The 13,489-nt window shown below is 38.4% G+C and carries 13 protein-coding genes; 5 read left to right on the forward strand and 8 right to left on the reverse strand.

Annotated elements, in window-relative coordinates; translation table 11 throughout:
- Nucleotides 1-16: 16 nt before the first annotated feature.
- From ACSLUF_RS08540 to ACSLUF_RS08550, 3 genes are all read right to left on the reverse strand, one after another.
- Nucleotides 17-472: an N-acetyltransferase family protein gene (locus ACSLUF_RS08540; RefSeq protein ID WP_435625692.1), complete on the reverse strand. Its 456-nt coding sequence runs from the start codon at nt 470-472 to the stop codon at nt 17-19.
- Nucleotides 473-581: 109 nt separating this feature from the next.
- Nucleotides 582-2,981, reverse strand: coding sequence for a penicillin acylase family protein (locus ACSLUF_RS08545; RefSeq protein ID WP_435625693.1), 2,400 nt, complete (start codon nt 2,979-2,981; stop codon nt 582-584).
- 251 nt (nt 2,982-3,232) lie between these two features.
- Entirely contained in the window at nt 3,233-4,012 is a 780-nt protein-coding gene (locus ACSLUF_RS08550; protein ID WP_435625694.1) for a hypothetical protein, read from the reverse strand.
- Nucleotides 4,013-4,700: 688 nt separating this feature from the next.
- On the opposite strand from ACSLUF_RS08550, the gene ACSLUF_RS08555 reads away from it, so the two are divergent.
- The 4 genes from ACSLUF_RS08555 (at nt 4,701) to ACSLUF_RS08570 (ending at nt 7,550) form a co-directional block, all read left to right on the forward strand.
- Nucleotides 4,701-5,522 carry a helix-turn-helix domain-containing protein gene (locus ACSLUF_RS08555; RefSeq protein WP_435625695.1) on the forward strand — a complete coding sequence of 274 codons (822 nt, stop codon included), beginning with the start codon at nt 4,701-4,703 and terminating at the stop codon, nt 5,520-5,522.
- 260 nt (nt 5,523-5,782) lie between these two features.
- Nucleotides 5,783-6,331: a hypothetical protein gene (locus ACSLUF_RS08560; RefSeq protein ID WP_435625696.1), complete on the forward strand. Its 549-nt coding sequence runs from the start codon at nt 5,783-5,785 to the stop codon at nt 6,329-6,331.
- 82 nt (nt 6,332-6,413) lie between these two features.
- Entirely contained in the window at nt 6,414-6,845 is a 432-nt protein-coding gene (locus tag ACSLUF_RS08565) for a hypothetical protein (protein WP_435625697.1), read from the forward strand.
- Between the two features lie 240 nt (nt 6,846-7,085).
- Nucleotides 7,086-7,550, forward strand: coding sequence for a hypothetical protein (locus tag ACSLUF_RS08570; protein ID WP_435625698.1), 465 nt, complete (start codon nt 7,086-7,088; stop codon nt 7,548-7,550).
- Between the two features lie 269 nt (nt 7,551-7,819).
- On the opposite strand, the gene ACSLUF_RS08575 is transcribed toward ACSLUF_RS08570, so the two are convergent.
- The 5 genes from ACSLUF_RS08575 to ACSLUF_RS08595 form a co-directional block, all read right to left on the reverse strand.
- Nucleotides 7,820-8,203, reverse strand: a complete 384-nt coding sequence (locus tag ACSLUF_RS08575; protein ID WP_435625699.1) for a hypothetical protein — start codon at nt 8,201-8,203, stop codon at nt 7,820-7,822.
- A gap of 225 nt (nt 8,204-8,428) precedes the next feature.
- Complete coding sequence (locus ACSLUF_RS08580) at nt 8,429-9,337, reverse strand: helix-turn-helix domain-containing protein (protein WP_435625700.1); 909 nt, start codon at nt 9,335-9,337, stop codon at nt 8,429-8,431.
- Between the two features lie 11 nt (nt 9,338-9,348).
- On the reverse strand, nt 9,349-9,972 hold the full coding sequence (locus ACSLUF_RS08585; RefSeq protein ID WP_435625701.1) for a hypothetical protein: 624 nt from the start codon (nt 9,970-9,972) through the stop codon (nt 9,349-9,351).
- Between the two features lie 14 nt (nt 9,973-9,986).
- A complete protein-coding gene (locus tag ACSLUF_RS08590) occupies nt 9,987-11,309 on the reverse strand; it encodes a hypothetical protein (RefSeq protein ID WP_435625702.1) in 1,323 nt (440 codons plus the stop codon).
- A 66-nt stretch (nt 11,310-11,375) separates the two neighbouring features.
- Nucleotides 11,376-12,179, reverse strand: a complete 804-nt coding sequence (locus tag ACSLUF_RS08595; protein WP_435625703.1) for an MBL fold metallo-hydrolase — start codon at nt 12,177-12,179, stop codon at nt 11,376-11,378.
- Between the two features lie 348 nt (nt 12,180-12,527).
- Between ACSLUF_RS08595 and ACSLUF_RS08600 the strand changes: the two genes are divergently transcribed.
- Nucleotides 12,528-13,457 (forward strand): pyridoxamine 5'-phosphate oxidase family protein, encoded by a 930-nt coding sequence (locus tag ACSLUF_RS08600; protein WP_435625704.1) that lies wholly within the window; start codon nt 12,528-12,530, stop codon nt 13,455-13,457.
- Nucleotides 13,458-13,489 lie beyond the last annotated feature (32 nt).

Below are 13,489 nucleotides of genomic sequence, written 5' to 3' on the forward strand. Positions count from 1 at the left end.
AACTTTTGTAAAGCTATTAATTGAGATGCAATTTCATCCCCTCATGGGATGGTTTGAAACCCAAATCTTCATAGAATTTGATTGCTTTGGGTCTTTTCTTATCAGTGGTTAATTGCAATACATGTGCTTTTCTTTCTTTTGCCCTAGCTATGGCCCACTCAAACATTTGCTTTCCAATACCCTTTCCCCGATGTTCTTTTTTTATTCTAACCGCTTCAATTTGAGCTCGGATTCCTCCGCGATAGGTTAAATATTGAATAAAGGATAATTGTAATGTACCTATAATCTCAGATTCATCATTCTCGACAACAATAAGTTCTTGATTGGCATCAGAGTCGATGTTTTCAAACGCAATAGTGTACTCAGAAGGTAAAGGGACCACAAATTTTTCTCTTGTTTTTCCCAATTCATCATCTGCAATCATTTTAACAATTTCGACCACATCATTTTCAACGGCTTTTCTAAATTTCATGACTTATTGAGTTTGATAGTTCCTGATTAAGACTTTTCTTTTTCGCAACGAAAACAATTATAAACTAGTACTTTATACCATAGGATGCTCCCTTAATTACCGGACATAATTATTTGCCCAAAGGGATGAGTTGGGTTACCGTGACGGCCACAGAGTCTATTTTTTCACGCGAATAGTATACCGGGAAGTATTCATCGTTTGCCCAAGGTTTGAACAAGTTGTCGTAGAAAGGACTATCGGGATTGCCTGATTGTCCAGGTCCATTTGAACCTAGGGTAGCATCCCAATCCCCCGTATTCACTATAATACGAAAGGTAGCCCCACTACTCTGTCTTAAATTACTCCCTGTAGAGCCCGGCGTGTATGCGTTTCCTCCCCTAGGTAATGGGCCCAAATCAAGTTTGGCTCTAAGGGAGTCATTTACTGCTCCACTCAACGCATGTTGCATGTAGGTATGCTTGTACTTTTCCTGACCATAGTGCCAAAAGTCCATATCAGGTCCAAGTTTTTTTTCGAGGTCAGCCACTCCATTTTGAAAAGCCTCGCTTAAAAATTGATTTCTACTTAGCATAGGGCTTTCTCCAAACCTGGTATCAGGCGCTTGTATCCACTGAATGATTTTAGCCAACTGAATCCCTGGAACTATGCCTTTTCCTTCCTGTGGGATAAACTTTTCGTTCGCCATTTTTTTTATTTGGTTTTCCCAAGCAACATAAATCGCAGCTGGAATGGAATTCGCCTCTAATTTATAATTCCAGTTAACTAATCTTTTTTTCGCTTCTTCAGCCGTTCCAGTAAAAACAAGATGCTCTAACATGGGAACCAAGATTCGTGCGGGAATGGAGAGATAATCAGTCTGAAGAGCCATCATATCCTCCATGGTAAGTATTTTATCCGATTCTAAAACTTCATTTACGCGATCTCCACGAAAAGGATCGGACCAGGAATATCCTATAGCATCCCAATGTTGATAGTCTTCCGGTGTTACATTTTGATTTGCTGTAGCAAGATATCCGTTTGTTGGGTTGTAGTCATTTGGCTTCTCGATAATGGGCAAATATCCGTCCCACTCATAACGCCCATCACCTGGCACTGGAACTAGACCACTAAAATTTCTTCGAACAGGAGCGATTCCCACGGCTTGCCAGCCTATGTTTCCCTCTTTGTCCGCCCAAATCATGTTTTCTCCAGGAATATGGCTATAATTACATGCATCCCGAAATTCTTCCCAGGACTTTGCTTGGTCCATACGAAGCGAAGCCAAATAAGGGGAGCCTCCAGGTTCCAACCAAGCGCAACGTACTGCATACGCCACATGGTTTATCGAATCAATATGGGTTACAGGGCCATGTTGGGTATAAAACAATTGGGCAATATGGTCATTTTCACCCTTTACCTTTATCGTTTCAGATAACTGCTTCATATCGACCCAATCCCCTTTGTACTTATATTGGTTGGGGTTATCGGGATTTAATTCATAAACATACAAATCTTCACCATCCGTTCTAAATACGGTAAGTCCCCAAGCACCATATTCATTGTGCCCAATAGAAATACCAGGTATTTCAGGTTCTCCCCCACCAATTACATTCCACCCAGGTGCCACCAAATGGTTCATGTAACGCAAAGAGGGCACTGCAACCGTTCTGTGGGGATCATTGGCCATATAACTATTACCATCAGCCATGCGACTGCCATGAATTACCCAATTATTGCTTCCTATACCATACATGTCATTTTTATCCTCGTAAGCTGAAGTTACCACCTCTACTTCTTTAATGTTCTGAAAGTTTGGAACAATGTGGTCCTTAGTAAATGCCACAGGTTTCCGGTATGCATTGTACAACGTCAAAATATCATCCGATAACAAATCAGTATTTATACTGGGGTCCATGGCAATATTAGGGTCTTTGGGATGAAACCAATATAAATCCTTGATCTTTTCCGGACCTAACTTGGCTACCGCTCGTCCGACCTGTAATTCTAGGCCGATATTTCCCAATAAGCCTTGATGCCTTGAAATCACAACCTCTGGGGTCCACTTTTGGGGTTGTATTCCCAAAATTTTAAATTCGACAGGAAGTTTTTCAGGAGTCTTTAAAATGGCATCGATATAGGCATTCACCCCCTGGGTATAGGCGGTAATTATCTCAACACCATCCTCGTGATAATGATTCATTTCTGTGGTCATATCACCCCTAAACTTAAATAAACGCGTTCCGATATCCCGGTTTAGTTCTTCTGCACCAAGAATTTCAGCTACCGTACCTGTCGCCTGTCTTCGCCAAATTTCAAACTGAAAAAGTCGGTCCGCCGCTGCCGTATATCCTTGTGCATAAAAGAGGTCGTGCTGATTTTTAGCGTAGATATGATTCACACCCCATTTATCTCTAACAATCTCTACCGGTTCTTTTAGACCATGGGCTGTTAGTTCATGTTTCGAAACCAAGTTGGAATCGTTACAAGAAAAAAATATTACCACTACAATTAGTGTAAGTACTAGTCTCATTCAAATGGTTTTTGCATACTTTGTTGAACCTAAAACTACAGATTAATTTACTAGTTGGCGAAAAGTTGAAAAACCGAAACCTATGGTTTCGGTATAACAATCATCTGTTCAGTATTCTAACAAGTTTCGGAAATGACTCATATGGAAGCTTAAAAAGTAAAAAGCCAGTTCGGACGAACTGGCTTATAGTTTATTGTAAGTTTCCGCTCAACAATGAAATACTCCAAGCAGATACTATCAGACTCTACGTATTACTGCTTGTAGGCAATATCCTGACCAACGGAATTGGCAAAATCAAATATTTGGGACAAATGATTTATGTCCTTAATATTCAACGATTTTTTCTTAATAAGGGTAGCGACTTGAATCTGCTCACTTTCATCGAAAAAGTCAATTAATTTAGATTTTTTACTGGGAACTAGACTGGCAATATTGGCAGCAACGTTCAGTGCATAAAGTTCAGTGCGTTCTACAAACTTACTTGGAACATCAAGCATAAAGGAATTAGCTGCTTTTTTTCCTTCCTTATAGGCTATAACGGGTCTTTCCATAAGCTGATATTTTTCCCCTTTGCTTTTCGTCAGCAAGTATTCGTCGTGTCGATTACCTTTTTTATCCGTAAACGAAACAAGCTTCATCTCATCTTGATTGTCAAAAACAAACCTTAGTTTTTTATCATTAATCAACACTTTTGCAACCTCTTCAGAGGAATTGGTTTTTTTAACTTCTAATTCTTTATTGTATCCATTGTATCTCGCGTAAAAAGTCCCCATACGTTCATCGCCATAAAACAAGGAACCCTTCTGAAAGTTTTCTACTAAATAAGGGCTTCCCACAATATTTGAAAGCGGAATGTTTGCACTTTGGGAGTTTGCTGATCTCAAATCCGCAAAAGTGAAGAAATTGCTTGGAATCCTAGTTTCCGTATAACCAACCATGCTTGCTTCGCAAGCGGCGTGTACCGTATTTTGCGCATAAATGGAAGCGCTGCCAAAAAGAGCAAGAAAGGCAAAAGTCAGAACGTTTTTCATCTTAACTGGTTTTAAATTAGCTACTTCCCTAAAGTTAGGTATTTGTTTCGGCAAAAATTAAGGTGGGCCCAACAAATAGTGAAAAGACATACATTTTTGTTGATTTATTAAATTTTGCCTCTAATGCTTTTAATATCGTCAAGTTTTCTAAGGTTTGATTCTTTCATTAAGTCAATATTCCGTTTTTGGAAATAATCAGTTGACTTTAAAAAATCTATACCAAATAGTTATAAGCAAAGTAGTCCAATGTTCTTAGGTCAATCGACTTCTCTCACCCAAACTAGATGCTTTGGATTTCAGTAAACTAAATATTGCTCAACTATTCGCTTAAACCTACTTTTCACGTTACAGCTTATAAGAATTAACAAGATTTTATTTCATCTTCCTAATTTTAGAAAAAGTTAATATGAATATTTGGGAAATTTTTTTACTGTTCTTTTCTTTTCAGGCTTTTTTGCTTTCAGTCTTTTTTTTGGTTAAGCAAAAGGGAGACAAAATTTCAAATATTCTTTTGGCCCTATTCCTTTTAGCTTTTTCCTATGCTATTTTTTTTTATGTACTGTTTTGGTCAAAATTTAGCGAGGACCTTTATTTAGTTTTATGCCTTACAGTCGAAATTCCTTTCTCCTTGTTTGGACCTCTATTTTATCTGTATATCGCCCGAACTGTAGGTCAAAAAAAACTAGTCTTGAAAGATTTGCTCCATTTAATACCCCTTGGGCTGGTTATTTATCAATATGGACCTCTTTATATGTTGTCGAGACCTGATAAAATTGAGGTTGTGACCAATCGGGAAGTTATGACAATCATTAATCCTATTCCAAATTTTCAACTCTTTCTGAGTGTACTGATGCTGCTTTATGGAATTGCGGCTTACATCAAGTACGCGAAAAACTATAAGAACGATTTAGATTTGAAACTTTGGTTAAAAGCCATCTCAGCGTTTTATTTGCTATTTAGCCTGACAAACATTTCATATTATATTTTGGTATATACTTCGGTATTGAACCCAAGTCTGGATTACTTCATCACATTTTCAATGGTCTTGTTTGTAAGCTTGTTCTCGTACGTTGGTTTTATGTATCCAGCCATTTTTGAGGGTAATTCCTTTAACCATGTAGTTCCCTTCATAAAGTATAAAAAAACAGGACTTTCCCCAGAATTTTCGAAAGAAATGAAGGATAGGCTTGTTGTGCTGATGAGGGAAGAAAAACCTCATTTGGATCCTGATATTCGATTAAATATTTTAGCAAATCTTTTAGATGTTTCGAGACATCATGCCTCACAAATAATCAATGAACATTTTTCAATGAACTTTTTTGATTTCATTAATTATCATAGAATCATAGAGGCAGAAAAACTATTGAAGTCTAAAAAAGAAAGTCACCTTTCCATAACTGATATTGCCTTTCAATCTGGTTTCAACAATAGGATTTCCTTCTATAAGGCCTTTAAAAAGAATATGGGCACCTCCCCTTCTGAATATAGAGCTCTTAATCCCTCTTCCTAAACCGATATGGTAAATTTCTGTCGGAGTATTTCGGCTTATTGTTAAGGTTCTTAAGCTTTAACCGACTGTTTTAAAGCCTTGTTACTTTTATACTTCATATTGTAGAGATAGGGCGGCAAGAAGCCTTTCTTAAAAAGAAAACAATCCAATTAAGTTTTGTTGTCAATTTTTGATTATGTGAATTAGCTACCACAACTTCTTCCGCCCAATTTTCGAAGTCGTACCACTTCAATCTTTTAAGTGTAAGAAAATCTAAGAACATGAGAAATTCCAATAGGAATGGCACCCTGATGTTAGCCCTTGGTCTATTAAGTATTTGTCTACTTGGTCAGACCGAGAAAACCGATTTGAAAAAAGTGATATCAGAATACGAAAACATGATTGGGACATGTCATTGTAAAAGTATCTTCAGGGATCAAAAAGGGGCGTGGAACGACACCATAAATCTAACATGGAACTGGAAATATATCATGGACCAAAAAGGTATTCAAGATGAAGGCTGGTATTTTTCCAATGGCCGCAAATATCATTTTACCAGCATACGGGTCTTTGACACTATAAACAAACAGTGGTATGTCTCCTACTTCACCCCTAATCTCTCAAGTGTTCCAGAAACCTGGGTTGGAGGAAAACAAGGAAATGAAATAGTTCTCAAAAAAGAGGAAGCAACCGAGAACGGTTTAGTGGAAAGTATATTGACCTTTTCCAATATATCTAAAAAAGGATTTGACTGGGAAGGAAAAGTTATGAATAAAGAAAAGGAAATGGTGTACCCATTTTGGAAAATATGGTGCCTAAAAGAAGAGTAAAAACCAGAAAGAAAAACCGTTGATTCAAAAAGGAATTCTAATAGTCGCACTAGGTACTGTCATTCTTGCCAAGGGTCAAACCATGACAGAAAAAACATTTGATTTCTGGGAAGGGGAATGGGACCTCACATGGGATAACGGAGACGGTACCAAAGCTAGAGGTATCAATAAAATAATAAAGATTTTGGATGGTAAAGTCATACAAGAAAACTTTGAGGATCCTGAAAGCGGATTCAAAGGCACCAGCATTTCAGTCTATAATCCTGCAAAGAAACAATGGCATCAAGCCTGGGCAGACAATCAGGGGGGATATTATGATTTTATCGGAGAAATAATGAACAATCATCCCATTTTCAAAACCAAGCCCGTTATAAAAGAAAATAAAGAAATTGTTCATCGGATGGTCTTCAAAGATATTGAGGAAGGGAAATTTACTTGGGATTGGGAAAGCACCAATAATGGTGGTAACACTTGGCGTTTATTATGGAGAATTCAATATCACCGCAGAGAATAATACGCATCATAAAAGACACGCTTCAAATAACTCATGTTTAAGTTTAGAACTAGACCTATTTTGAAATATTAAAAATTTGTCTGATATCTTCTACTGGGCAAAAACGACTAATTATTTAAATGCAACACTGTCGCATTTATAGCATTAGCCCTTATATTTGCGATTATGTTATGTTTCCTCAGATATCTTTGAAAACAATGTTATCGTAGGGAGTAGTCGAAATAATCAATTCAAAATCCAATGATACAAAGTAAATACCTTAAAAGTTTACCTAAACCTACTGTCCTAGTACTTGGGCTGATGGCTCTTTTAACTTCTTGTGGCGAGAAGCAAATCGATGAGAATCTGCAAAAAGCATTCGAACTCCACAATGAGGCCGTTAAAGTTCGCCAAGCAACAAAAAACCAAATTGAACGATTAAAATCCAATACGGACTCCCTATTTGTAGCCACTTATGGAAATGAAATAAATTCTCTCAGCAGTGCTCTTGAGGAATGGGATGAACAACTGATAGAAGTACCAGGATTTGAAGATGAACACAATCATTCACATCACGATCATTCCAGTCACGACCACAACCATGACCATGAACACCACGAGCATGGAGGGCAAGAATTGACCTCAAAACAGCATTTGGAGGTACAACAACATCTGTTGGAAGAAATAAAGGAATTAGCAGAAAAATTAGAAGGTATAAAACAATAAACTCAAATTCGTTAAGAACTAGTTGGAGAATATTTAAAAATTACCAATGGGTTTATCACTGAGTTTATCATCACTTTATGTATTTATATGTTTTGGTAGATGGCTATGTTGGGAATGGGAAATATGCGGGACTTAGAATGAAGTTGGATTGGAAATTATAAGAGGAATAAGCTTTACCTTTCTGATCGAATAAATTAAAAAAAGAGGAGTGCTATTTATTGTCGGGCGGAACTACCCCGGGTGGTTGGCATGAATTAAAAAAACATTTATTACTTCCCTGCTTTTTCTCCCACATACTCATCGCTGACCCAAAAGCCTTTTTGCAATACCGTTCCACTAACGCCAAATACTTTTCCCCTACCATTCCGTTGATTGTACTTCCATTTACCGCCCCATTTACTGCCATCGGTTTCAATCATGGTTCCTCTTCCATGCCGTGTATTGTTTTGAAAAGCCCCCTCATATCGACTGCCATCTGGCCAGGTATACGTGCCCCTTCCAGAAATTATATCACCAAATAAAGCACCCGAATACTTAGCGCCATCAAACCAAACAATGTTTCCCTTTACCATACTCCCATCCTTTACTTCAACATCAAAATAGGTCTCTCCTGCGATAAATTTATGCCAGCCATCAGGGAGGTATTTTGCCATGTTTTCTTGTATGCTATTTATCTTTTGAGCTGAAAGTTGGAAAGTTGATATGAATAAAACTATAAAAACTAAAGTAAGTTGCTTCATGACCTTATTTTGACCTTTGGTCGCCGATTCAGAACATTGCTTACGGTCCAGCAAATAATATGTGGCTCTCATCCAATGTTCATTACCTTTCTAATCGTTAAGTCGATATCCTTGTTCAATTTTTAATCGGTATGACGGCTACACTCTTTTTCTAAAATTCCTTGGGCTTTCACCCGTTTTTTCCCTAAAAAATCTGCTGAAGTATTGGGGGTATTCGAATCCCAACTGATAGGCAATCTCGGATATAGATTTATCACTTCCCAGTAGCAGATGTTTTGCCTTTTCTATTAATTGAAACTGAATATGCTCCTTGGTGGTCTTTCCGGTGAGGTCTTTCAACATATCGCTCAAATATTTTGATGAAAGATTGAGCTTATTGGAAAAATATCTAACTTCTGGTATACCTACTTCCTGTAGGTCGCTTTGCGAAAAGAAGGATTTCAGTTCTTTCTCAAAAGTGGCAACAACTGAAGAATCTGCATCATTTCGAGTTATGAATTGTCTTTTGTAAAACCTTTTACTGTAGGTTAACAACAATTCAATGTTCGATAAAATGACCTCTTTGCTAAACTGGTCTATAGGCAGGATATACTCATCAAAAATGTTTTGGAAAATCTGTTCCATTTGCTCCTCTTCCTTCTTGGAGGTATGCAAGGCTTCATGGGTCTCATAATTGAAAAAACCATACTCGTTGATTTCATCCGCCAATTTTGAATTTGCCAATAGTTCGGGGTCGAAATATAGCTCCCAACCTTGGGATTCTTTAGCATCACATTGATCAAAGGATATCGCCTGATTGGGACCAACAAATCCCAATACCCCTTCTTGAAAATCATAGGTCTTTCTACCGTATTCGATATACCCTTTCAATTTCTTTTTTAAGCTTATACAATAAAACCCTAAGGATAGCATGCCCATTTCCTTGGCATGGGCAGGGATGTCCTCTAAACGTATAATACCAATTAAGGGATGCTGAGGCTCTACACCTGCTAGTTTGCATAAATCAATGAACTTGGGGATATGTGTTATTCGTTTTGTTTTTAACATGCATCAGAATTTTAAAACCTCCAACCGATAAGGATATTGGACGGAATAAGGGTGGGTGGTATTACACTTTCTATGTTAAAAGTTGTATCACCTACTTGTTGGTTGTCTGTATTGTTCAAAATAAAAATGATATTGTAATTCAACCCAACATTGAAATTTTTCTTTTTGAACGGGTACCAAGTGTAACCAATTCCAAAGGATGAGAACCAATTGTCGAAGGAAGTATCAGCATCGGAAACGATTTCATTGACTGTCCAACCTTCAAAGCCTAAACTACCATTCACGTAAAATCCGGCATCATAGCTTTCCTTACTAAAACGATACCGCGCTTCTGCAGCAACCAAATAATCCCAGTCAACATTAATGGCTTGATTGTCATTGAAGAAGATATCACGAAAATCGTCTGGTAGCTCAAAGCCCGCCTCGACATTAACACCAAAGGACCACCGTTTAGGTAAATGGTAGATGCCCCTAACACTATACCCGCCAAGAGCAAAATAGGCAGGGTTTGAACTGATGCCAAAACTCCCCTTGCTGGTAGAAGGGTCAGTATCCTGTCCCTGAACACTTTGAACCCCAAAGCCCGCAAATACCACAAGGGCCAATATTGTTGTTTTAATTCTTGTACTTTTCATAGCAATTTTGATTTCTATTTAATCAATAATAAATTGTGTACTCCACGAGCCACCTTTAGTCGTTTATCTGTTTTGATAAGTTGGTCATCCTGTACTTCCCAAAAGTCTATCCACCCTTCCTTTGGAAATTCCTCTTTGCGGTCATGGTATACAGCAACAGCTATGGTATTGTTCTCTAAATCGAATACAGCATCCTCCGGAAGTGCACCTTTAAAGCCATAATCCTTGCCCACTTTGGTAAGTGTGCCTGTATCGGCATCAATTTTGACCAAGGATAATGAAGATTCCTTTCGGGCAGGTACAAACCAAAATCCCTTTTTAGGTGCCCAAGTCCTTCTCATGTTGGCAGTGACCGCATAATTACCATCAGGACTTATATCAAAACCTTCGGGGCTAAGTCCAACTTTTTCCTTATCAATAATCTTGTGGTTTCCACCTTCATCAAAACCAACTGATATTAGTTTCCCTTTCCCATGGGTAATTTGACCTAGACCGTTGCCCCATCTTAAATCGGAAAGAATGAAGTATTTACCGGAAGGGTGCCAATTGCCCACACTCCAACGTTTGGCCACTTCCATTGTGTCTCCCAGTTGTGAAAGGGTTATGGTACCCTTGTTCTCAGTAATTTTGAAAAATATTAGATGGGTATTGTTAAGGTTTGCCGCAATGATGTTCTTCGTGGGATGAAATTCTATGGTCCGAATACCTCCATTACCCGTGTCCTTTGTGGATATACTTTCATGGGTGAAGTACCGTACATTTTCTATACGTCCTTTTTTTAATCCCATTACTACCAATTCTTTTCCGATTGCGGTAGAACCAGATACCATCAATGTTCCACTCGCATTGATACTAACCCCTTGAATGTTTTCACCAACTTCCTTTTCCTGTACAATTTTTGGTGATTTAGCATTAGTATAATCGACTACCGTAATTTTTTTTCCAATTGGGAAATCAGTGAAAACATTTCCCATTTTTTGAGCATTTCCGGTATGAACTGCTCTGGTTTCCGCCACGTAGGCAAATTGATTAGTTGGGTTCCATTCTAGAATGGCAGGCCATGAAATGACCGAATTGCTTACGTGCAATCCCTTCTTTGCATTTGATGCATCATCCAAACCATCAAACAATAGCAATTCATCTTCAATTCCCGCAACTTTGTTTAACTCTCCGTTGGCGTAGGCACCTGCTATCATATCAGCATCAGAGACGGCCAACAAACGTCCCTTAAAATCGGGGGATACATTTTGAGAGGGTGCAATGGACTGACCTTGCGCCAAGTGCCAGACACTGAATAGGGCCAATAAGAAGCCCAGACTAATTCCAGTAATTTTCATAGCTTTTTTCATTTTATTCTTCTTTGTTCATGTATACTTTTATTTCTGCTTAAATGTTTTAATCCATTATTTATTGGACTTGTTGGTTTTTATGAATTCAGTAATTTTCTGAGCCGACAAAGGTCCTCCATGACCTGGATACCACATCTTGATGTGAGTCTTATTTGCAAGTTTTTTGATTTGCTGCAGATTTTCTTCCAAGTTGCACATGAAGATGTGGTAGGCCGGTTTCTTCGGATTTAAAATTTGCCCACGAATTAAGTCACCAACAAAAACCGCATCATCCATCTCAACGAAAAGGGAACCTGGAGTATGCCCCGGAATGAGTTTCACAAGACCTTTAAAGCCAATATTCGAAAGGTCAAAACTATCCTTAACGCATATATCGGGAATGAACTTTTCATATGTTTTCTTTGCATGTGTTTGTTGTATCAATAGACCCAGAGGCCCTCTTGGACAGAGGTTCATATCTGATCCTTGGGCTTTGATCATTTCTTCTTCCCCAGAACCAACCAATATTTTGATTCCAAATTTTTCCTTGAAATAGTATGCATTGCCGGCATGGTCAGGATGGGCATGGGTCAATATCAGATAATCAATCTTAGAGGGGTCAATTCCAATATTCATCAACTTGGATTCCAAAACCTCACCCTTTTGGGGATTGCCTGAATCAATCATTAGTAGCTTACCGTCTTGTTCGACAATAAAAATGTTAGCAAAGGATTGTGTCAGCTGAAAGATAGTATGGTCATTTTGGGTTTTATGCCCTTCTTTTGGAATAAAGCCCACAAAAAACCATATAGCGACGAAGCCAATCATAAACCTCGATATGATTGCTGTGGATACTATTTTAAACCGCTTCTTAGCCACTGCTTCTTTTTTTCAGAACAAAATTGTTTCATCCAACAATGAAAAAAGTATACAAAAGGCGGAAAGTCTTATACAAAAAGCGGAAAAGGGGTTAGACTACCCCCCTATTTCGAAGAATTCTTTAGAAGATTAGCCTTGAGTAATTAGGAATATGGAAGGTTTACTCCTAACTTATCATCTAAAGCAAATTAATTTTTTGCTGCTGACGAATCTGTTGAATATTTAATTTGAATTTTAAGAAAACTGTATTTGGTTTGCCATTTGCATTAAGTAGTTGCTCAAATCAAGATATCATCAAAAAAGACTCTTTAACCGTTAAGCTATTGAACATAAATCCGACCAAACAGTATGGAAAAAGATGTATTTCATGAAGGTGAATTAGCGGTCCAGCGTAAGCTTGGAAGGGAAAAAGAGGCCAGTAGGCTCAAAAGAATGATAGCGCCTGTTATCTTTCCTGGCATGGTACCGTTTATCGAATTACAAACTGTGATATTCGTAGGCTCTACTGACGTGTCAGGTCAACCCTGGTCATCGGTTCTTTATGGAGATTTGGGATTTTTAAAGGTACTCGACAGAACGGAATTATTGATTAATCCCGAAAAGATTAAAAGTCCCAAAAGTGATGTGTTCTTTAGGAATATCGAGGTCAATCCAGAGATTGGTTTTTTGTTTATACAGCATGAATCGCGAACCCGTTTTAGGGTAAACGGTCACGTGACCAAGGAAAACGGCATACTCAAGGTGCAAGTGGTGGAATCCTACGGTAACTGTCCTAAATACATTCAAGCGGGTAAATTGATACTTGACAATGCCCATAATGCTGATTCTAGCCTTGTATCCGAAGGAACCGTATTAGGTCCAGCCGAGTTGGACTTGATTTCACGGAGCAACACCTTTTATGTTTCTTCCCGCAACAAGGATGGCAGAATGGATACATCCCACCGAGGAGGAAATGATGGTTTCGTTTCAATTACCACTGATGGTACTCTGATGATTCCCGATTATCCCGGAAACAACCTGTTCAATACTTTGGGAAACATACACCAATATCCCAAAACTGGTTTGCTTTTCATGGACCATGAGACAGGAACAGTACTACAACTGGTTGGAGAAGCAGAGATTCTTTATGGTAGGGACTCGGAAAAGGAGCTGGCCATTTCAGGAGACACAGGTGTTTTCTGGGAATTTCGCACCACTAATTGGATACATACCGAAGGCCATTACAGAGGAGCTTGGGAGCTTTACACCTATTCACCCTTCAACCCCGTAGTGGAATAATGGGCTCCAACCAAGTGCCAAGTTACTTATTA

This window comes from Flagellimonas sp., from assembly GCF_965601775.1.
In the GTDB taxonomy this organism is placed as follows: Bacteria; Bacteroidota; Bacteroidia; order Flavobacteriales; family Flavobacteriaceae; genus Flagellimonas.

What these genes read in the sequence shown, in the direction of transcription:
- ACSLUF_RS08540 (WP_435625692.1), bottom strand. Translation starts at nt 472, where the DNA reads ATGAAATTTAGAAAAGCCGTTGAAAATGATGTGGTCGAAATTGTTAAA.
- ACSLUF_RS08545 (WP_435625693.1), bottom strand. Translation starts at nt 2,981, where the DNA reads ATGAGACTAGTACTTACACTAATTGTAGTGGTAATATTTTTTTCTTGT.
- ACSLUF_RS08550 (WP_435625694.1), bottom strand. Translation starts at nt 4,012, where the DNA reads ATGAAAAACGTTCTGACTTTTGCCTTTCTTGCTCTTTTTGGCAGCGCT.
- ACSLUF_RS08560 (WP_435625696.1), top strand. Translation starts at nt 5,783, where the DNA reads ATGAGAAATTCCAATAGGAATGGCACCCTGATGTTAGCCCTTGGTCTA.
- ACSLUF_RS08565 (WP_435625697.1), top strand. Translation starts at nt 6,414, where the DNA reads ATGACAGAAAAAACATTTGATTTCTGGGAAGGGGAATGGGACCTCACA.
- ACSLUF_RS08570 (WP_435625698.1), top strand. Translation starts at nt 7,086, where the DNA reads ATGATACAAAGTAAATACCTTAAAAGTTTACCTAAACCTACTGTCCTA.
- ACSLUF_RS08575 (WP_435625699.1), bottom strand. Translation starts at nt 8,203, where the DNA reads ATGGCAAAATACCTCCCTGATGGCTGGCATAAATTTATCGCAGGAGAG.
- ACSLUF_RS08580 (WP_435625700.1), bottom strand. Translation starts at nt 9,337, where the DNA reads ATGTTAAAAACAAAACGAATAACACATATCCCCAAGTTCATTGATTTA.
- ACSLUF_RS08585 (WP_435625701.1), bottom strand. Translation starts at nt 9,972, where the DNA reads ATGAAAAGTACAAGAATTAAAACAACAATATTGGCCCTTGTGGTATTT.
- ACSLUF_RS08590 (WP_435625702.1), bottom strand. Translation starts at nt 11,309, where the DNA reads ATGAAAATTACTGGAATTAGTCTGGGCTTCTTATTGGCCCTATTCAGT.
- ACSLUF_RS08600 (WP_435625704.1), top strand. Translation starts at nt 12,528, where the DNA reads ATGGAAAAAGATGTATTTCATGAAGGTGAATTAGCGGTCCAGCGTAAG.